Source organism: Streptomyces sp. NPDC042371, assembly GCF_056437465.1.
In genome coordinates, this window is record NZ_JBWKAP010000023.1 from 36,880 (window position 1) to 56,017 (window position 19,138).

At 73.2% G+C, this 19,138-nt stretch carries 17 protein-coding genes and 1 pseudogene; 6 read left to right on the forward strand and 12 right to left on the reverse strand.

What is annotated here, in order from left to right:
* Position 1 precedes the first annotated feature (1 nt).
* Both AC068B_RS39540 and AC068B_RS39545 read right to left on the reverse strand, forming a co-directional pair.
* Positions 2 to 1,444 (reverse strand): SWIM zinc finger family protein, encoded by a 1,443-nt coding sequence (locus AC068B_RS39540; protein WP_478676303.1) that lies wholly within the window; start codon positions 1,442 to 1,444, stop codon positions 2 to 4.
* Positions 1,441 to 4,401 carry a DEAD/DEAH box helicase gene (locus AC068B_RS39545; RefSeq protein WP_478676304.1) on the reverse strand — a complete coding sequence of 987 codons (2,961 nt, stop codon included), beginning with the start codon at positions 4,399 to 4,401 and terminating at the stop codon, positions 1,441 to 1,443. Before AC068B_RS39545 ends, AC068B_RS39540 begins: the two co-directional genes overlap by 4 nt.
* A gap of 307 nt (positions 4,402 to 4,708) precedes the next feature.
* Between AC068B_RS39545 and AC068B_RS39550 the strand changes: the two genes are divergently transcribed.
* From AC068B_RS39550 to AC068B_RS39565, 4 genes are read left to right on the forward strand one after another with little or no spacing between them, the layout of a single operon-like run.
* A complete protein-coding gene (locus AC068B_RS39550; RefSeq protein ID WP_478676305.1) occupies positions 4,709 to 5,665 on the forward strand; it encodes a metallophosphoesterase family protein in 957 nt (318 codons plus the stop codon).
* 15 nt (positions 5,666 to 5,680) lie between these two features.
* A complete protein-coding gene (locus AC068B_RS39555; protein WP_478676306.1) occupies positions 5,681 to 6,988 on the forward strand; it encodes an MFS transporter in 1,308 nt (435 codons plus the stop codon).
* Positions 6,985 to 7,980 carry a TolB-like translocation protein gene (locus AC068B_RS39560; protein ID WP_478676307.1) on the forward strand — a complete coding sequence of 332 codons (996 nt, stop codon included), beginning with the start codon at positions 6,985 to 6,987 and terminating at the stop codon, positions 7,978 to 7,980. The genes AC068B_RS39555 and AC068B_RS39560 overlap by 4 nt, the downstream gene beginning before the upstream one ends.
* Before the next feature lie 59 nt (positions 7,981 to 8,039).
* Positions 8,040 to 8,453 carry a RidA family protein gene (locus AC068B_RS39565; protein WP_478676308.1) on the forward strand — a complete coding sequence of 138 codons (414 nt, stop codon included), beginning with the start codon at positions 8,040 to 8,042 and terminating at the stop codon, positions 8,451 to 8,453.
* A gap of 196 nt (positions 8,454 to 8,649) precedes the next feature.
* Here AC068B_RS39565 and AC068B_RS39570 read toward each other — a convergent pair whose 3' ends face one another.
* Both AC068B_RS39570 and AC068B_RS39575 read right to left on the reverse strand, forming a co-directional pair.
* On the reverse strand, positions 8,650 to 9,636 hold the full coding sequence (locus AC068B_RS39570; protein WP_478676309.1) for a glycoside hydrolase family 6 protein: 987 nt from the start codon (positions 9,634 to 9,636) through the stop codon (positions 8,650 to 8,652).
* A 201-nt stretch (positions 9,637 to 9,837) separates the two neighbouring features.
* Positions 9,838 to 9,993 (reverse strand): annotated as a pseudogene (locus AC068B_RS39575) (aspartate/glutamate racemase family protein); the annotation flags it as partial.
* Between AC068B_RS39575 and AC068B_RS39580 the strand changes: the two are divergent.
* Complete coding sequence (locus AC068B_RS39580) at positions 9,920 to 10,117, forward strand: hypothetical protein (RefSeq protein WP_478676310.1); 198 nt, start codon at positions 9,920 to 9,922, stop codon at positions 10,115 to 10,117. The pseudogene AC068B_RS39575 and the gene AC068B_RS39580 sit on opposite strands and share 74 nt — an antisense overlap.
* Here AC068B_RS39580 and pip read toward each other — a convergent pair.
* The 5 genes from pip to AC068B_RS39605 all read right to left on the reverse strand — a co-directional run bounded on the left by pip (position 10,108) and on the right by AC068B_RS39605 (position 16,159).
* The gene (gene pip, locus AC068B_RS39585) at positions 10,108 to 11,061 is read right to left on the reverse strand and encodes a prolyl aminopeptidase (RefSeq protein ID WP_478676311.1); all 954 of its coding nucleotides are present in this window, start codon (positions 11,059 to 11,061) and stop codon (positions 10,108 to 10,110) included. The genes AC068B_RS39580 and pip overlap by 10 nt on opposite strands.
* Before the next feature lie 25 nt (positions 11,062 to 11,086).
* On the reverse strand, positions 11,087 to 12,301 hold the full coding sequence (locus AC068B_RS39590) for a nitrate/nitrite transporter (RefSeq protein ID WP_478676312.1): 1,215 nt from the start codon (positions 12,299 to 12,301) through the stop codon (positions 11,087 to 11,089).
* Between the two features lie 9 nt (positions 12,302 to 12,310).
* Positions 12,311 to 13,057 (reverse strand): uracil-DNA glycosylase, encoded by a 747-nt coding sequence (locus AC068B_RS39595; RefSeq protein WP_478676313.1) that lies wholly within the window; start codon positions 13,055 to 13,057, stop codon positions 12,311 to 12,313.
* Between the two features lie 121 nt (positions 13,058 to 13,178).
* Positions 13,179 to 14,639: a YfcC family protein gene (locus AC068B_RS39600; protein WP_478676351.1), complete on the reverse strand. Its 1,461-nt coding sequence runs from the start codon at positions 14,637 to 14,639 to the stop codon at positions 13,179 to 13,181.
* A gap of 158 nt (positions 14,640 to 14,797) precedes the next feature.
* Positions 14,798 to 16,159 carry a M20/M25/M40 family metallo-hydrolase gene (locus AC068B_RS39605; RefSeq protein WP_478676314.1) on the reverse strand — a complete coding sequence of 454 codons (1,362 nt, stop codon included), beginning with the start codon at positions 16,157 to 16,159 and terminating at the stop codon, positions 14,798 to 14,800.
* Positions 16,160 to 16,325: 166 nt separating this feature from the next.
* Here AC068B_RS39605 and AC068B_RS39610 point away from each other — a divergent pair, with 166 nt between their 5' ends.
* On the forward strand, positions 16,326 to 16,796 hold the full coding sequence (locus AC068B_RS39610) for an RNA-binding S4 domain-containing protein (protein WP_478676315.1): 471 nt from the start codon (positions 16,326 to 16,328) through the stop codon (positions 16,794 to 16,796).
* Between the two features lie 55 nt (positions 16,797 to 16,851).
* On the opposite strand, the gene AC068B_RS39615 is transcribed toward AC068B_RS39610, so the two are convergent.
* From AC068B_RS39615 to AC068B_RS39625, 3 genes are all read right to left on the reverse strand, one after another.
* Positions 16,852 to 17,313: a DoxX family protein gene (locus AC068B_RS39615; RefSeq protein ID WP_478676316.1), complete on the reverse strand. Its 462-nt coding sequence runs from the start codon at positions 17,311 to 17,313 to the stop codon at positions 16,852 to 16,854.
* A 75-nt stretch (positions 17,314 to 17,388) separates the two neighbouring features.
* On the reverse strand, positions 17,389 to 18,081 hold the full coding sequence (locus AC068B_RS39620) for a class I SAM-dependent methyltransferase (RefSeq protein ID WP_478676352.1): 693 nt from the start codon (positions 18,079 to 18,081) through the stop codon (positions 17,389 to 17,391).
* Positions 18,082 to 18,150: 69 nt separating this feature from the next.
* The gene (locus AC068B_RS39625) at positions 18,151 to 19,050 is read right to left on the reverse strand and encodes an acyltransferase domain-containing protein (RefSeq protein WP_478676353.1); all 900 of its coding nucleotides are present in this window, start codon (positions 19,048 to 19,050) and stop codon (positions 18,151 to 18,153) included.
* Positions 19,051 to 19,138 lie beyond the last annotated feature (88 nt).

Sequence of the window (19,138 nt, forward strand, 5' to 3'; positions counted from 1 at the left end):
ACTACGCCTCCGCCACGTCCGCCAGCGCCCCCACCGGATCCATGTCCGCCTCCCCCTCGGGCCACCAGTCGCCGCCGCCGGGCTCGCTCCGGTACGGATACCAGCGGCCGTCCGTTCCGTAGCGGAGCTGGAGCGTGCCCTCCGCGTTCGTGAGGTGGTTGCGGTGGATCGTCATGCGGGGCAGGTCGGCCGCGACCAGGGCACCGCGGGCCCGGTCGAAGGGGCCCGCCGGGGGGTCCCAGGGGGATTCCAGGACCGCGAGGCCCTCCTCTCCTCCCTGGCGCCAAGCCGCCGACGCCCGGGAGAGCTCCGTGGGGGTGCTCCCCACCGACCTGGCCAGCTCGGCGAACTGGCGGCTGAAGGTGCGGCGGCCCGTGAGGCCGGGGTGGGAGGCGGCGAGGCGGACCGCGTCGTGCCAGGGGGACGCGTCCGCGGGGAACGGGTTCGCGCCCGCCGTCAGGAATGCGTGGGCTCTGGTCGCCGCGTCCGTGATCAGGAACTCCAGCGCCGTCGGGTCCGGGGCGCCGGGAAGCGCGGGCAGGACCGGGGGCTCGCCCGGGTGGGGCGGGGGCGCGAGCGGGGCGGGGAGCGGGGAGCGGTACTCCGTGGCCAGGGCCTCGCGGGCCAGGACGCCGGGGAGGGCGGGGCCGCTGTTGCCGTCGCCGTCGCCGTCCTCGGACGGCGGTTCCGGGGACTGTCCGGGTGCCTGTTCAGAGGCCTGTTCGCCGGTCGGCGGCTGCGGATCCGCCCGGCGCTCGCGCTCCCCCACACGTCGCGCCTCCGTCGCCTCCGCCGCCGACTTCTGCGCGTTGCGCCGCGAGAGTTCGTCCAGCAGGTCCCCTTCCTCGCCGCCGCGCAGCAGCAGGAGGACGAAGGGGTCGGCGTCCAGGAGCCGGGCCGTCTGGTAGGCGAGGGCGGCGGCGTGCTTGCAGGGGTGGCCGCGGTCGGGGCAGGTGCAGGAAGGGGCCAGTTCGCGTCCGCCGGGGAGGAGGGGGACGTCCGCCCGGTCCGCCGCGTCGGCCAGGGCGTGCGGCATCTCCTTGTCGAGCAGTGCGGCGATCCGCGCGGGGTCGGTGGCCACCGCGTCCAGGAAGCGGTCCCAGTGTTCGGGAAGCATCGTCCGCATGCGGATCTCCGCGCGGTAGGGGCGGGCGCGGCTGCCGTGGACGTACGCGACGATGCGGCCCGGCGCGACGGTGATGGTGTCGACCGCGCCCTCGCGTGCGTAGGTCCGGCCGCGGGCCAGGCGGGCCTGGTCCAGGGCGCTCTCCTCCAGCGCGTCGATCCACGCGTTGCCCCACCAGGAGGTGGCGAAGGGGGCCTGGGGGTCGGGGTGCGCGGGCAGGGCGGGGAAGACGCGGCCGCTGCCCATGCGGCTCGTCTCGCTCATTCCGCTGGCCCAGCCGAGGCCGCCGCCCCGTCCCGGCCTGCCCTGCGGCGTCATGCCGTCCTCCTGAGTGCGACGAGGTCCGCCAGGTCCGCGTCCGACAGTTCCGTGAGCGCCGCCTCGCCGCCGTCGCCGAGCACCGCGTCCGCCAACGCCTGCTTCGCCGCGAGGAGTTCGGCGATGCGGTCCTCGACCGTGCCCTCGGTGACCAGGCGGTGGACCTGGACCGGCTGGGTCTGGCCGATGCGGTACGCGCGGTCGGTGGCCTGCTCCTCGACGGCCGGGTTCCACCAGCGGTCGTAGTGGATCACGTGGCCCGCCCTCGTCAGGTTCAGGCCCGTGCCCGCCGCCTTCAGGGAGAGGAGGAAGACCGGGACCTCGCCCGACTGGAAGCGGTCCACCATCTCCTCGCGGCGCGCGACGGGCGTGCCGCCGTGCAGGAGCTGGGTGGGGATCCCCCGACTGGCCAGGTGTGCTTCCAGGAGGCGTGCCATCTCGACGTACTGAGTGAAGACCAGGACGGCGCCCGCGCTCTCCGACTCGGCGAGGATCGTGTCGAGGAGCTCGTCGAGCAGTTCGAGCTTGCCCGAGCGCGGGCGGCCGGTGCGGGTCGTGAGCGCGCCGTCCTTCAGGTACTGCGCCGGGTGGTTGCAGATCTGCTTGAGCGCCATCAGGAGCTTCATGACCAGGCCGCGGCGTGCCATGCCCTCCGACGCCTCGATGCGGGCCAGGGTCTCGCGCACCACCGCCTCGTACAGCGAGGTCTGTTCGCGGGTGAGGGTGACCGGGTGGTCGGTCTCCGTCTTCGGCGGGAGCTCGGGGGCGATGCCGGGGTCCGACTTCTTGCGGCGCAGGAGGAAGGGGCGGACGAGGCGGGCGAGGCGGTCCAGCGCGTCGTCGTTCGCACCGGTCCCGGTGGGGTCGCCGCCCTCCACCAGGCGTGCGTGGCGGGCCCGGAACGCCTTCAGGGGGCCGAGCAGGCCCGGGGTCGTCCAGTCGAGCAGCGCCCAGAGCTCGGAGAGGTTGTTCTCGACGGGGGTGCCGGTGAGCGCGACCCTGGCCGGGGAGGGGATGGTGCGCAGCGCCTTCGCCGTCGCCGCGTGCGGATTCTTGACGTGCTGCGCCTCGTCCGCGACGACGAGGCCCCATTGCGTGGCGGCCAGTTCGGGCGCGCTCGTGCGCATCGTCCCGTACGTGGTGAGGACGAAGCCGCCGGTGAGGCCGGTGAGGGTGCGGCCCGTGCCGTGGAAGCGGCGGACCGGCGTGCCCGGCGCGAACCGCTCGATCTCCCGCCGCCAGTTGCCGAGCAGCGAGGCGGGGCAGACCACGAGCGTCGGCGCGGATCCGCCGTCCCTGTTCCGGTGCAGGTGCAGCGCGATGAGGGTGATCGTCTTGCCGAGGCCCATGTCGTCGGCGAGGCAGCCGCCGAGGCCCAGGGAGGTCATGCGGTCGAGCCAGGCGAGGCCCTTGAGCTGGTAGTCGCGGAGGGTCGCGTGCAGGCCCGGCGGCTGGGCCAGTACGTCGAGGTCGCCCGTCACGCGCTCGCGCAGCATCGCCAGCGCGCCGACCGGCACGGCGGGCACCTGCTCGCCGTCGACCTCCGCGGTGCCGGTGAGCGCGACCGACAGGGCGTCCACCGGGTCGAGCAGGCCGAGGTCCCGCTTGCGTGCCTTGCGGACGAGCTCGGGGTCGACCAGGACCCACTGGTCCCGGAGCCGGACGACCGGGCGGTGCGCCTCCGCGAGGACGTCGAGCTCCGCCTCGGTCAGCGGGTCGTCCGACTGGTCGCCGAGCGCCAGCTGCCAGCGGAATTCGAGGAGTTCCTCGGTCTTGAAGAAGTCGAAGTTGTCGGCGGCGGTGCCGGGGGCGGGGCGGACGACGGCGGTGGCGGTGAGGCCGCGGGTGAGCTCCCTGGGCCAGTGGACGGCCACGCCCGCCGCGGCGAGCCGTCCGGCCGCCGCGCCCAAGAGGTCGGACAACTCCTCTTCGCTCAGCGGCAGCACGTCGGGGGTCGGCCGCTCAAGGAGTCTGCCGAGCGGCGGCCACACGCGGGCCGCGCGGCGCAGCGCGAGCAGCGTGTCGACGCGGGCGCGCGGCCCGAAGTGGTCGGTGCCCGCCCAGAGTTCCGGCACGTCCGCGACGAGCGCCGGGTCGGCGAGGCTGTGCACCTGGACGACGGCGGCGGCGGGACTGGCCACGGCGGCCCGGGGGACGCCGCCATCGGCCGCTCCCCCGGTGGCCCGGTCGGCCTCCGTCCCGCTCGCGTCGCCCCCGTCGAACACCTCGTGCGCCCGCAGGTCGAGGCGCAGCGACACACGGACGCCCGCGTCCATGCCCGCCGCCACTTCGGCCGCCCACTCCCGGGCGCCGGTGAGGTGCTGTGGCTCGCGGGCGGCGAAGGGGGCGCCGACCGCGTGGGCGGCGGCCGGGGTGCGCGGCAGGTCGTCGATCACCGCGTCGACGAAGGCTCTGACCAGGGCGAACGGCTGCGGGAGCAGCAGGGGGCCGCCGCCGGGGAGCGGCACCGCGTGCGCCTCGGCGGGGAGCGCCGCGGCGATGGCGCGCAGGTGGACGATGTCGGCCTCGTCCAACGGGCCCGCCCGCCACGCGTCCAGGTCCCCCGAGGTCAGTCCGGGCAGCAGCCTGCCCCGCGCCGCCAGGTGCAGCGCGTGCCGGGCGGCCGCGCCCCAGCAGGCTGCTGAGGGATGCGGGCGCTCGGCGCGGAGCAGCAGCGGCACCGCTTCGGCGACCGGCAGGAACACCGCGGGCACCGTGCGGCTCCGCGCGCCCTTGCCGTGCTTGCGGGCGACGACGAGGTCGCCCCGCACGCCACCCCCGTGCGGCAGCTCTTCGCGGGGCTCCCCGGACCCGCCGTCCGGGCGCCAGAAGGCGATCCGCCCCTCCCGGGGCACCTCCGCGGGAAGGAAGACGGCGGCCCAGGATCGTACGAGAGCGGCACGGGCACGTACGAGAACGGCCTCGTCGCCCTCCACCGCCTCCGCGTCCATCCCCATCGCCGCCTCACTCAGCCCAGCTCATGCACCTGCCACTCGTGCCCGCCACCCTAGGCGAGGGCACTGACAACCCCGGCGCAACCACCGCCCCAGAGTCGACGCCGCACAGCCGACGCCTCACCGACACCATCAACCTCACGAGCGCCACGAGCACCCCTAGCACCACGAGCACCACGCGCCCCGCGTGAACACTGGAAGGAAAGTTTCCTAACAATAATTCACCCCAAGTTATTGACGCGCACATGCCGTGTCGCCAAGATTCCCCGAGACGGTCCGGCACCCCCCCACGCCAACCGAGGAGACGGACATGCCGCTCACCCCTAGCGCCACGAACTCCCGTACGAAGAAGACCCGTTGGGGCATCCCCATCGCCGCGGGCGCCTCGCTCGCCCTGGTCGGCGGCGTACTACTGTGGTCCCCCGCCGGGGAGGCCGACGCCTCCCCCACCGCCGCCACGAAGGCCGCAGGCTTCACGGCGGTGGCCGCGGGCGACATCGCGGAGCAGTGCACCGCGAGCAGCAGCAGCTGCAAGCACGCCAAGACCGCCGCCCTGGTGAAGCAGATCAACCCGTCCTTCGTGATGACCATGGGCGACAACCAGTACGACGACGCCCGCCTGAAGGACTTCCAGAAGTACTACGACAAGACCTGGGGCGCCTTCAAGAGCAAGACCAAGCCCGTCCCCGGCAACCACGAGACCTACGACCCGGCGGGCGCGCTCAAGGGCTACAAGTCCTACTTCGGGTCCGTGGCCTACCCCGACGGCAAGAGCTACTACAGCTTCGACCAGGACAACTGGCACTTCATCGCGCTCGACTCCAACAGCTTCGACGACGACGAGCAGATCGACTGGCTCAAGGACGACCTCGCCGCCAACTCCAAGAAGTGCGTGGCCGCGTACTGGCACCACCCGCTCTACTCCTCCGGCGAGCACGGCAACGACCCGGTGAGCCGCCCGGTCTGGAAGCTGCTCTACGAGAACAAGGCCGAGCTGGTCCTGAACGGCCACGACCACCACTACGAGCGGTTCGCCCCGCAGAACCCGGACGGCAAGGCCGACGCCAACGGCATCGTCGAGCTGCTCGGCGGCATGGGCGGCGCCAACCCGTACAAGATCGAGGAAGTCCAGCCCAACAGCCAGAAGCGGCTCACCGACACCTTCGGCGTCGTGAAGCTGAACTTCACCGACACCGGCTTCTCCTGGAACCTCGTCGCCACGGACGGCTCGACGAAGGACACCAGCCCGTCCTACAGCTGCCGCTGAGACGAACGCGACGCCATGTATCTGGCCACCACCGACGCGGTCGCCAAGACCTCGGAGCAGTCCGAGGTCCGGCGCGGCCGCGTCGCGGGACCCGTCCTCGCGCTCGGCGCGGTCAGCCTGGTCACGGACATCTCATCCGAGATGGTCACCGCCGTCCTGCCGCTCTACTTCGTCCTCCAACTCGGCCTCTCCCCGCTCCAGTTCGGCTTCCTCGACGGGCTCTACAACGGAGTCACCGCCCTGGTGCGCCTGGCCGGCGGGTACGCCGCCGACCGCGGCGGCCGCCACAAGCTGGTGGCGGGCGGCGGCTACGCACTCTCCGCGCTCTCCCGGCTCGGGCTGCTGCTCGCGGGCGGCGCCACCGCCGGGATCGGCGCCGCCCTCGCCGCCGACCGCATCGGCAAGGGCGTGCGCACCGCGCCCCGCGACGCGCTCATCTCGCTGAGCAGCCCGCCCGACACCCTGGGCCGCGCCTTCGGCGTGCACCGGGCGATGGACACGACGGGCGCGCTGCTCGGGCCGCTCGCCGCGTTCGCGCTGCTGTGGGCGACCGCGGACGCGTACGACGCCGTGTTCGTGGTCAGCTTCTGCTTCGGGCTGCTCGGAGTGCTGATGCTGGTCGCGTTCGTGCCGGGGCACGAGGGGCGGACGCCCCCGCGGCCACTCGCCACCGCCGTGCGGAGCCCCGGAACGCGTGATCCTGGAACGCGTCGTCCCGGAGCGCGGCGCCAAGGAGCGCTCGGTCTGCTCCGCGTCCCCGCCTTCCGGCGCGTCCTCGTCGCGGCGGCGCTGCTCGGCGCCGCCACCATCGGCGACTCCTTCCTCTACCTCCTCCTCCAACGGCGGCTCGACTTCGCCATCTCGTGGTTCCCGCTGCTGCCGCTGGGCGCCGCCGCCGTCTATCTGCTGCTCGCGATCCCCGCCGGACGGCTCGGCGACCGCATCGGGCGCCGCGTGCCGTTCCTCGCAGGGCACGTCGCGCTGCTCGGCGGTTACGTCCTGCTGCTCGCGCCCACCGACGGCTGGCCGCTCCTCATCGGCGTCCTGCTGCTCCTCGGCGTCTTCTACGCGGCCACCGACGGCGTCCTGATGGCGCTGGTCGCCCCCGTGGTCGCCCAGGAGCGGCGGGCGAGCGGGATGGCCGTGCTGCAGACCGGGCAGGCCCTTGCCCGGCTCGTCGCCGCCGCCGGGTTCGGTGCGGCCTGGACGTTGTGGGGCGTCCAGGCCGCGCTGACCTGCGCGGTGCTCGCACTGACAGTGGCGCTCGCCGGGGCGGCAGCCCTGCTCCGGCCGTCCGAAAAGTCTCCCGGAGGGCCCTCATGACGTCACCTCTCAGCTCCCTGCGCTCCCGGGTCGTCGCCGTCACCGCGGCCGCCGCCGTCCTCACGGGGGTCGCCGTCACGTACACCCTGCACGCGGCGCAGCGCGCCGAATCGGCCGACGCCACATCGGAGTTCGGCCTGGACCGCGGGAAGCTCTACTTCCGCAGCACGGAGGCCGGGGCGGGCCGGGTCGCACGCGTCCCGGCATCAGGCAAGGCCGCCCGCACCACCGGCGGTCCGACCTGCGAGCGCTTCTACGCCGCCGCTGGCACCGGCCTCTGCCTGCAGCGCAGGTCCGGGATCCCGCCCAAGTCGTACGCGGTCGTCCTGGACGACCGGCTCCGCGAGAAACGCCGCATCGCGCTCACCGGCATCCCCAACCGGGCGCGCGTCTCGGCATCGGGCCGGATGCTGTCCTGGACGATGTTCGCCACCGGCGACTCGTACGCGGGCTCGTCCTTCTCCACCCGCACCTCGATCCTGGACACCCGCACCGGCTACCTCATCAAGAACATGGAAGAGATCCCGCTCACCATGGACGGCCGCCGCTACCACTCCCCCGACGTCAACTACTGGGGCGTGACCTTCGCGAAGGACGACAACCGCTTCTACGCGACCGTCTCGACCAAGGGCCGCACGCACCTCGTGCAGGGCGACATGAAGAAGTGGGCGGCGACCACCCTGCGCACCAACGTCGAGTGCCCCTCGCTCTCCCCCGACAACACCCGCATCGCCTTCAAGAAGCGGGTCCGCAAGGGCACTCGGGATCCGTGGCGGCTGTACGTCCTGGACCTGCGGACGATGCGCGAACGCCCCCTCGCCGAGCGGCACAGCGTCGACGACCAGGCTGCCTGGCTCGACGACGACACCCTCGCGTACGCCCTGCCGGGCGAGGACGGCCGCAAGCAGGACATCTGGTCGACCCCGGCCGACGGCTCGGGGAGCCCCACTCTGCGGATCCGCGGCGGAAGTTCACCGGCGGCGGTGCGCTGAGGGGCACGGCAGGCGAAATTCGGATGCGGCGCCCGGCCCGACTACCGCACGATCACCGTATGACCGCCCCCGAACGCACCGTCGTGCCCACCCTCTTCCCGCCTCCCGGATACGCCCACGCCGCCGTGGTCGAGGCCGGCACCCGGCTCGCCTTCATGGCGGGCTCCGTCCCGCTCGACCCCGAGGGGAACCTCGTCGGCGAGGGTGACGTCACCCGCCAGACCGCGCAGGTCATCGCCAACCTCGACGAGGCCCTGCGCGCGGTGGGCAGCGACCTGTCGCAGGTGGTCGCCAGCACGGTGTACGTGGTCAGCGGCGAGCCCGCGGCGCTGAGCGAGGCGTGGGAGGTCGTGCGCGGCTCCGCCCTGCACGCGGGCCCGCACACCTCGACCCTGCTCGGCGTGTCCTGCCTCGGCTACCGCGGACAGCTCGTGGAGATCACCGCGACCGCGGTCGTGCCCGATCCGTCCTAGAGCCCCAGGGCCGTAGGGCCTGTGTCGGAAGTCCCGCCTGCCCCGCGACGCCCGGCACGCACTCCCCCACGCCTGAAGGGCGCGGGGGGACCCCCAGCGGCGTTGTCGGATCACCCCGATACCGCCTTGCGAGCGCACGCGCCGGACGCCGCGGGGCCCGCCCTCCGGGCGAACGACGGGACCTCCGACACAGGCCCTAGCCGCGCGCCCGCTTGGCGAGGCCCAGTGCGTACTCCGGCCACCACCGCCCGGCCTGCGGCCCGCCCCGGCACGTCCCGTCGGACTCGCCGGGCCGCTTGATCCACAGGTAGGCGTCGAGGGCGGGGTCGCCGGTCCTGCCGGTGGGCGGGGTGCCGAGGGCGCGGCCGGGCGGGTTGCACCAGGACTGGGCGCCTCGGAAGGGGCCGTTTCCGTTGCGGCTGCTGTCGATGACGAAGTGCTTGCCGCCGCCGAGCTCCTTGGCGAGCCGGTGTCCGTAGTCGGAACTCACCTTGTTGGTCTGGTAGTTGGAGACGTTGAGCGCGAAGCCGTCGGCACGGGCGATGCCCGCCCGGCGCAGCGGGGCGACCAGGCGCCGCTCGTCGGGGATCCAGCTCGCGTTGCCCGCGTCGACGTACACCTTCGTGTGCGGCTGCCGCTTGAGGCGCTGGATCGCGTAGGCGAGCAGGCCGTACCGCTCGGCGGCGTTCGCGCGCGGGCAGCCCGCCACCAGCTGGGCGACGGCGTCCGGTTCCAGGATCACGTACGCGCCCCGGGTGCCGAGCCCCGCGGCGAAGCCGTCGATCCACCGGCGGTAGTGGGCGGCGTCGCGGGCGCCGCCCGACGAGTACGCGCCGCAGTCGCGGTGCGGGACGAAGTAGGCGACGAGGACCGCGGTGCGCCGCGCCTTCGCCGCCGCGTCGACGTGGGCCCGCACGGTGGGGCCCGCCCCGTCGTCGTTGAGCCAGGAGGCCTGGGGCCGCCCCGCGATGCGCTCGATGAACCGGGCGTCGGCGACCCGGCCCGCCCGCCGCCACTGCGCGGCCTGGCGGGCGGCGGCGCCCTGCGGGTCGACCCAGAACGCGGGGGCGACCGCACCGGCGGGGGCGGCGTCCGCGGACGGCGCGCCGACGGCCTGCCCGCAGCCGGTCGCCGCCGCACCCAGGAGGAGGGCCGCGGCCAGGGCGGCGGCGACCCGGGACACGGCCCAAGGGGCAGCCCTCGGGCGGCGGGTACGGGAGCAGTAATGGTCACGGGGACGGAGGCGGCGGGGGAAGGACGGGGACACCGGGCGGCTCCACTTGCTCGGCGCCGGTCCTGCCCGGCGCATTCCCCGGAGTCTGCGGTCGGCCCGTCCCCGCGGCGGCGCACACGCCTGCCGCCGCGACGACGGTTCACCCATAAATCACTCCGACGGCGGCCTCCCGCGCCCCGTACCCCAAGTGCGCGCCTTCGGCAGGGGTTTGGCATAGGCGCCGACGCGGCTGGTGGTCAGGCCGAGTCCGACGAGCGACTCGGCGAGCCGCACCGCCGCGCCGACCCCGTCGACGACCGGCGTCCCCGGCGCGCTCGTCCGCCGCGTACAGGCTGTCCTCGATCTGGCCGCGGGCGCGGTCGGGGATGGTGCCGACTGCGACGTCGAGGAGGGGGAGAAGGGCGGCGCAGGCGGCGCCGATCAGGCCTGACGGAACCGGTCCGTCGCCGCCACCAGCTCCTCCGTGATGCCGCGCGCCCCCGCGTCGTGCCCCGCGAGGTCGACCAGGACCAACTCGCTGCCGGGCCACGCCTGCTGGAGCCGCCACGGAATGCCGACGAGGTTCCCGAGGTCCAGGCTGCCCTGCACGAGCACCCCCGGAATCCCCCGGAGGGACTCCGCGTCCCGCAGGACGACCTCGTCGCCGCCCAGCCAGTGGTCGTGGGCCCAGTAGTGCGTGACGGTGCGTGCGAAACCGGCCCGGAACGCCGCGTCCTCGTAGCGCGGCACGGACCGCGGCGGCGCCGGAACGCACGCCGTCTCCCAGTCCGTCCAGGCCCGCGCGGCGGTGGCCCGCACATCCGGGTCGGGCGACTCCAGGAGCCGGTTGTAGGCGGCGGCCAGGTCCCCGTCCCGCTCCCCCTCAGGCACCCCGTCGCGGAACGCCTCCCATGCCTCGGGGAAGATCCGCCCCAGCCCCCGCGTCAGGAGGTCCACCTCGGCGCGGCTGCCCGTGGCGATCCCCGTCAGGACCAGTTCCGAGACCCGGTCCGGGTGCGTCTGCGCGTACCGCAGGCCCAGCACGGACCCGAACGAGACGCCCCACACGAGCCACCGCTCGATGCCCAGGTGGCGCCGCAGCAGCTCCAGGTCGGCGGTCAGGTGCTTGACCGTGTTGACGCCCATGTCGGTCGCCGGGTCGCTCGCGTGCGGTGTGGAACGGCCTGCGCCGCGCTGGTCGAGCAGGACGATCCGGTACGCGTCGGGGTCGAAGTACCTGCGGAAGAAGGGCGTGCAGCCGGAGCCGGGGCCGCCGTGCAGCACCACGGCGGGCTTGCCGTGCGGGTTGCCGCAGGCCTCCCAGTACACGCGGTTGCCGTCGCCGACGTCGAGCATGCCGTGGTCGTAGGGTTCGATGTCCGGATAGAGGCCCATCGGGGCAGGGTAACGGCGCCCCGCGTCACTCCGCCTTCGCGTTTCGCATGCGCCCGTAGGCGTACACGCAGCCCGCGAGCGCCAGGTCGGAGAGGAGCATGAAGCCGATCGAGTACGAGTCCTTGGCGCTGTAGATCGCGCCCATGACCAGCGGCGGCAGGAACCCGCCGAGACCGCCCACCGCGCCCACGATGCCCGTGACGGAGCCGACCTGCGGCTGCGGGGTGACCTGGGAGACGAGGGCGAAGACGCTGCCGCTCGCGGTGCCGAGGCCCGCCGCCATGCACAGGAAGCAGATCGTGCCCATCGGGTTCAGCGCCGGGTCGAACGCCTGCATGACGGCGAACAGGGCGACGACCGCGAGGGCGACGGTGGTGACCGTGGCCGGGTGGATCCGGTCGGAGAGCCAGCCGCCGATGGGCCGGAAGACCACGGTGACGAGCGCGAAACCGGCCGCCTTGGTGCCCGCGTCGGTGGGCGACAGGTCGTACCAGGTCTTCAGGTACGTGGGCAGGTACACCCCGAAGGCGACGATGCCGCCGAAGCCGATCGCGTAGAGCGCGGAGAGCTCCCACGTGACCCTCAGACGTCCCGCCTGCCCAAGGCGGGTGCTGAGGGAGCTGGTGGGCACGGGCCGGTCGGGCCGGTCGGTGATGAGGAGCGCGGCGAGCACCGCGAAGGCGGCGAGCGCGATCGCCACGACGATGAACGGCAGGTTCTCGCTGTGCTTGGCGATGCGCGGGGTGAAGTAGCCGGAGAGCGCCACACCGCCCATGCCCATGCCGAAGACGCCGAGCGCGAAGCCCCTGCGGGCGGGCGGGAACCAGGAGTTCACCAGCGGGATGCCGATGGCGAACGTCGTACCGCCGAGGCCGAGCAGGAAACCGACCGCCAGCATCGCGCCGAAGCTGTGCTTGGCCGGAATGATCAGCAGCACCGGGATGATCGTGAGCGCCGAGACGAGCGGGAACATCTTCCGGGCGCCGTAGCGGTCGGTGAGCGCGCCGACCGGCACGCGGCCCAGCGAGCCGACGATCACCGGCACGGCGACCAGCAGCGACTGTTCGAAGGAGCTCAGGTCGAGCCGGTCCTTGAAATCGCTGCCGAGCGGTGCCACCAGGTCCCACGCCCAGAAGGTCAGCGTGAAGCCGACGGTCGCCAGGACCAGGTTGCGGTACGCCGCGCCGGAGGGCTTGGCAGCGGGGGCGCTTGCGGGCTTGGCTGCGCGAGTCTCGTCCACGTCCTCACGCTAGGAATCGGCCTCAGGACCGGCTAGCTCTGCTGGGCCGTTCGGGTGCAGACCGGCCTCGAAGGCCGCCGTGCGCAGCACCTCCCGCAGCATGCCCGGCGTGAGGCGCCCGGTGAACGTGTTGCGCTGGCTGACGTGGAAGCAGCCGAAGACGTCGAGCGGCTCCTGTTCCGGGCCGCCCGGGAGCCGTACGTGCGCTCCGTGCCCGAAGGCCGGGCGCGGCTTCGGCACCTGCCAGCCCGCCGCGCCGAAGGCGGGGAACGCGGCCTGCCAGCCGAAGCCGCCGAGCACGACCACCGCCCGGAGCGTCGGGGCGAGCAGCTTCAGCTCGCTCACCAGCCAGGCACGGCAGGTGTCGCGCTCCTGTGTGGTGGGTTTGTTGGCGGGCGGCGCACAGTGCACGGGCGAGGTGATGCGGGTGCCGTACAGCGTCAGGCCGTCGTCGGCGCTCTCCGCCGTGGGGCGGGAGGCGAGCCCGACGTCGTACAGCGCGGGAAAGAGGAAGTCGCCCGAGCGGTCGCCGGTGAACATCCGGCCCGTGCGGTTGGCGCCGTGCGCGGCGGGCGCGAGGCCGACGATCAGGAGCGCGGCGTCGTGCGGACCGAAGCCGGGCACGGGGCGCCCCCAGTAGTCCTCGTCGGCGAAGGCCGCGCGCTTGGTGCGCGCGACCTCCTCGCGCCACTCGACGAGGCGGGGGCAGGCGCGGCAGTCGGTGAGGCGCCGGTCGAGTTCGCTCAGGCCGTCCATGTCCACCACCGTACGTACGCCGACACCGTACGTACGCCGACACCGTACGTATGCCGACACCGTACGTACGCCGACACCTACGCCGACACGGGCGCCGCGCCCGCCGCTGCCCCCCGCCCGCTCAGGTCACCGCGGCACCCAGCGCCACGAACCCGCAGATCAGCACGGCGAGCAGGGCCAGCAGCGGCCACACGAACCGCAGGTACTTGTCGTAGCCGACCTTCGCGAGCGCCACACCGCCGATGGTGACGGCGGTCGTCGGCACCCACAGGTTCATCCAGCCGCTGGCCGCCTGCCAGGCCGTCACGACGACCGCGCGCGACACACCGGCGAAGTCGGCGAGCGGGGCGAGGATCGGCATGGCGAGCGTGGCGTGCCCCGAGGTGGAGGGGATCAGGAAGGCGAGCGGCAGGTTCACCAGGAAGACGATGACCGCGAAGAGCCCGGACGACGTCCCCTTCACGACCCCCTCGATGGAGTGCAGCACGGTGTCTGTGATCTTCGAGTTGTTCATGATCGTCGTGACGCCGCGGGCGAGCAGGATGACCAGCGCGGGCGAGACGAAGTCGGCCGCGCCCTGGATGACCGTCGAGCTGAGCTGCTGCTCCCCCATCCGCGCGACGATCCCGACGAGCACCGCCGCGCACAGGAAGAGTGCGGCCAACTGCGGGAAGGACCAGCCGAGTTCGAAGCCGTACGGCGTCGCGTCGGCCTTGCCCGTCAGCGCACTCGACCAGGGCACGACCGAGAAGATCATGAAGGCGAAGACGAGTGCCGTGGTGACGAGCACCGCCTTGTGCAGACCGGTGAGTTCGGGCACCTCGGAGGCGCCCGCGGCGGCCTGCCCGCGGTCCCGGTCGCCCGGCAGGAAGCCGGACAGCGAGCGCTCCGGATCGCGCCGGACGCGCTGGGCGTAGCGGATGACGTACGCGACGGTGACCCCGGTCAGCACGACCCACATGGCGGAGCGCAGCACGATGCCGTCGCCCAGGGAGATGCCCGCGGCGGACGAGGCGACGCCCGTCGCGAAGGGGTTCACGGTCGAGCACAGCACACCGACCCCCGCGCCGAGGATGATCGCGCCGACGGCGGTCATGCGGTCGTATCCGAGGGCGAGCATCAGCGGCACGATCAGGCCGTAGAAGCCGAGCGTCTCCTCCGCGAAGCCCTCGACCGTGCCGAGGACGGAGAACACGACCATGACGCCCGCGATGAGCAGCGCCCCGCGCTCGCGCAGCCGGTGCGCGAGCCGTCCGATGCCGCGGTCGAGCGCGCCGGTCGCGAAGACGACGGTGATGAAGGCGCCGATGGCGAGGACGAAGAGGAAGACACCTGCGCTGCCGTACAGCGAGCCGACGTTGTCGGGCGCGACCAGCGAGGTCTTCTCGTCCTGGATGCCGTAGAGCCCGTTGACGGGTGACAGGAAGAGGTCGTTGAGGCGGTCGACGAAGGACTGCCCGGAGTCGACGCGGTGGTAGGTGCCCTCGACGGGGGCGCCCGACTTGTTGCGGTCGTACTGGCCCGAGGGGATGAGGAAGGCGAGCAGCCAGACGGCGACGGTGACGATCGCGAGGACGGTCAGGGCGCTGGGGAAGGTGAACTTGCCCTTTCCGGGCGGACTTTCACCCGCATCCCTCGGCTCTCCCGGCTCTCCCGGCTCTCCCGGCTCGTTCGGCTCGTTCGGCCCTCCCGACTCCTCCGACCCTCCCGTCCCCCCTCCCACAGGCGTCTCTGCCGTGCTCACGCGGCACCGCCTCCCGGCTGCCGGAACCCGTCGGCGTACTCCCGTACGAAGGCGCACATGGCGACGACCGTGCTGCGCAGCTCCGAGAAGAGGACGCGCTCGTTCGGGGCGTGCAGATTGCACATGCTGTCCTGCGCCCCGAACAGCAGCACCTCGGCGCCGGGCGCCGCCTTCGCGAGCCCGTTGACCAGCGGAATGGACCCGCCGGTCGCCACGTACGAGGCGTCCTGCCCCCAGCCCTCCCGCAGCGCGGCGAGCGCGGCGCGGTAGGCGGGCCCGCCGGTGGCCGCCTCGTACCCGGGGCCGGTGTCGCCTGGCGTGACGGTGAGCGGAACGCCGAAGGGCCTGAGCGAACGCAGATGTTCCACGAGCCTGCCCTGCGCCTCCCGCGGGTCCTGCCGCGGATGGAAGCGGAGATTCAGCTTGGCCCTGGCGTACGGCACCACGGCGGAGGCGGCGTGCTCCACGCTCGGCGCGTCAAGCCCGATGACGGTGATCGCGGGTCCGCTCCACAGCCGCTCGCCGATGCTGCCGCTGCCGATGAGCGGCACTCCCTCGCGCACGCCCGCGAGCGAGCGGAACTCCTCCTCGGTGTACGAGGTCCCGCCCCACTCCTCGCGCCGCAGCCCTTCGACGGCGACGTCGCCGTGGACGTCGTGCAGGGTGGCGAGGGCCTTCAGGAGGACGAGCAGCGCGTCGGGCGCCGCCCCGCCGAACTCTCCGCTGTGGCGCGGTTCGTCGAGGGTGCGGACCTCGACCGTCACCTCGGCGGCGCCGCGCAGGCCGGTGGTGAGGGTGGGGGTGCCGGGGCGCAGGTTGCCTAGGTCGGCGATGACCATGGCGTCGCAGGCGAACCGCTCGGGGTCGGAGGGCGGGTAGTCGTCGAAGGCGCTGCCGTACTCCTCCTGTCCCTCGATGACGATCTTGATCCCGACCGGTGGCCGCCCCTCGAACGCCCGCACCATCCCGAGGTGCGCGATGACGTTGGACTTGTCGTCCGCGATGCCCCGGGCGCGCAGCCCGCCCTCGACCGGCGTCGGCTCGAAGGGCGGGGACTTCCAGAGCGACGCGTCGCCGGGCGGCTGCACGTCGTAGTGGCCGTAGAGCAGGACGGTAGGCGCGTCCGGCGACGGGGGCAGGATCTCCCCGTAGATCACCGGGGCGGTGTCCGGCAGGTCGAGGCGCTCGACGTGCGGGACCCCGGCGTCGCGCAACAGCCCGGCCAGCAGGTCGTGTGCCTCCTCCACCGGTTCGGCGGGGAATCCGGGGAACGCGATCGAGGGGATCGCGGCGAGCCGTTCCAGGTCGGCACGGAGTCCGTCCATCAGACCGTCGACGGTGGCTTCGAAAGACGTCATGGGCAGCACTCCTGGGAGTCGCGTGTCATGTCCTCATGTCCGGACCTTTTTGTTGCGATCGGTTTTGTCGCGATCGGTCCGAATTATCGGCGTCCGAGGTCAGCGGTTTCCGGACGGCTCGCCGGGAGGCGGACATGCCGCACCGAAGCCGGACTAAGGTCGACACATGGCTTCGGAGACTTCAGGAGACGGCGGATCGGGCGGTGGCACGGGCCGGGCGCCGGGCAGCGGTCCGACGGGCGAGGGCTCGGTGCGCGTCGACAGCTGGATCTGGTCGGTCCGCCTGGCCAAGACCCGCTCGGCGGGCTCCACCGCGTGCAAGGGCGGCCACGTCCGGGTCAACGGCGAGCGCGTCAAGCCCGCGCACGGAGTACATGTGGGCGACGAGGTGCGCGTGCGGCAGGCGGGCGGCCGGGAGCGGATCGTCGTCGTGAAGCGCCTCATCCGCAAGCGCGTCGGCGCACCGGTCGCCATCGAGTGCTACGTCGACAACTCGCCGCCTCCGCCGCCCCGCGAGGCGGTCGCCCCCGCGGGCATCCGCGACCGGGGCGCAGGACGCCCCACCAAGCGGGACCGTCGCGACATGGAACGGCTCCGGGGAGCGGAGGGCCAGGCCCCGGCTCCAGGGCTCCACTGACGGATCTCAGCGGGACAGCCGGAAGCGGGACAGCCGGAAGCCGGACAGCCGGATCTCAGCGGGAGGAACCCCGGCGTCGCAGGCGGGCGACCAGCTCGGTCGTCTCGCCGCGCCTCGCCCAGGCGATCCACGCCAGCGGCAGGATCAGGATCACCGGCGTGGCCGCGTTCTCACCGCCGAGCGCGGTGACGGTCACGACGAACGCGCCGATCATCAGCCCGATGAACGCCGTGGCGGCGACCGAGGAGAGCAGCGGGAGCAGCAGCGCGATCCCGCCGAGCAGCTCCAGGGCGCCGATGGTGTACATCCCCGGCGCGCCCCACCCGAGCTTGTCGAAGGACTCGACGGCGGTGGGGTGCGCGATCAGCTTCGGGGCGCCGCTGGCGACGGCGAAGAACACGCCGAGCAGCACCTGTAGGACGCGCAGGGTGACACGGGCGCCGCGGCCACGGCCACGGGTACGGGGGCCGCTCGAAACGGTGGCGGGAGTGGTCGCGGGGACGGTGGCGGACATCATGGTCTCCTCGGGCTGTTGTGCTGTCACCGTTGAAGACCGGTCGCCCGCCCCGAACTCATCGCTGGGCGCGCGACCTCATCCCACGGGCACGGCCCGCACCCAAATGCCGTCCTCCGTCAGGTACTCGTCGACCTTCAGGCCCGCCTCCGCCAGCGCCTCCTCGAACTGCTCCCGGTCGAGCGGCCTGGCCCGGAACGTCTGGGTCCATACGGCGTCCGGGAAGACGTACTCCGCGCGCACCTCGTTCACGCCGTCGCCGACCGGCTCCGCCGAGACGATCCGGACCGTATAGCCGCTCGGGTCGACGCGCTCCCTCGGCAGATCCGTGTGGTAGTCCGCGCCCTCCCGCTGGATCAGCACACAGCCCTGGTCCGTGACGTGGTTCCGGCAGGCGCGGAGCATGCCGCGCCGGACCGCCGTGTCGCCGCTGTGCACGAGGAACGACGCGAGCATCACCACGCTGAACTTCTCGTCCAGGTCGAGCTTCTCGATGGGGCTGCGCACCGTCCGCACCCCGCCGTCGAGCTCGGCGACCTTCTCCAGCATCTCGGCGGACTCGTCCACGGCCGTCACCCGGAACCCCCGCTCCAGGAGCGGACGGGTCACCCGGCCAGCGCCGCAGCCCAGTTCCAGAATGTGCGCCCCCGCGGGCACCGCGGCCTCGATGACATCGGGCTCGCTCCCCACGGCCAGGCGCGTGTACAGCTCCACCGCGCAGCCGTCCGGCGTGATCGCGCCGGGTCCCGTTCCCTCGTATCCCTCACGCATCTGCAGGCTCATGCCCGCCCAACGAAGCCCGTCGGGCCCCCGTTCCCGTCCCCCGCACTGACCCGCCCGCTACAGCGGAAACCAGCCATGCCCTCCGTACCAGTGGCCGCCCGCCCGCAGATGGTCGCCCACGGCCCTCTCCACCCGCGTGCGCCTGGGAAGTTCGGCCACCGGAAGATCCCGGTCGCCGAAGACGAAGGCGACGGGGTCACCGTCCGACGGCTCCTGCCCGTACCCGGTCGCCGGACGGAATCGCTGCTGGAAGCGGACGATGTTCGAGTCCGCAGGGAGGTATGTCGTCAGCTGCGGGTCGAGCAGCCAGGAGTGGCAGACGGCTGTCTCGAACCGTTCCTCGGGGAAGTGGCGCGCGAAGAACCCCCGCGCCCTGGAGATCGACCGGTCGCAGGCCTCGGGCGTCAACGCGCCCCGGAAATCGGTGATGTGGACGTTCAGGCAGGGGTCTCCGGGGCCTGCCCGGTGCCCGGCCGCCGCCGTCGCGCCGCCCATGCGCTCGCCCAGCACGGCACGCTGGAACTGCAGCCGCCCCAACTGGTAGAGCTCGCCCCGGAAGTGCAGGCCGATCCAGTCCGGCACGAGGAGGCCCCGGCTGCCGCGCGCCCTGCGGTGCACCGCCATGTGGCGCCCGAGGTCGGCAAGGGTGCGGCGCGAGACGTCGTCGGGGATGCCGCGGTCGCGGTGGTACGCCCGCACGTGCTCCAGCGCCGCCACGTACACGTACACGAAGAAGCAGCGCCCGAGCTCTCCCCACGCCTCGGGCAGCAGCGGGAGGCGGCAGCCGCCGACCCTCCCCATGTCGCGCACGACGGAGTCCACACAGCGGTCGAGCAGCCAGCGCGCCTCCGGGTCCGCCCACAGACGGCCGCGCAGCGCCACGAGGGGGTTGATGTCCTCGTGCGGCACGGCGAGGTCGAGGAGCACGTCCGGCAGCTCGTCGGCGTCCGGAAGCACCGCCGCGGCCCGCGGCTCCCCCGCGCCCTCCAGCTCGCCCAGCCACGCGGCGAGCCTTTCGTCGGACCTGAGCGCTTCCAGCACGTTC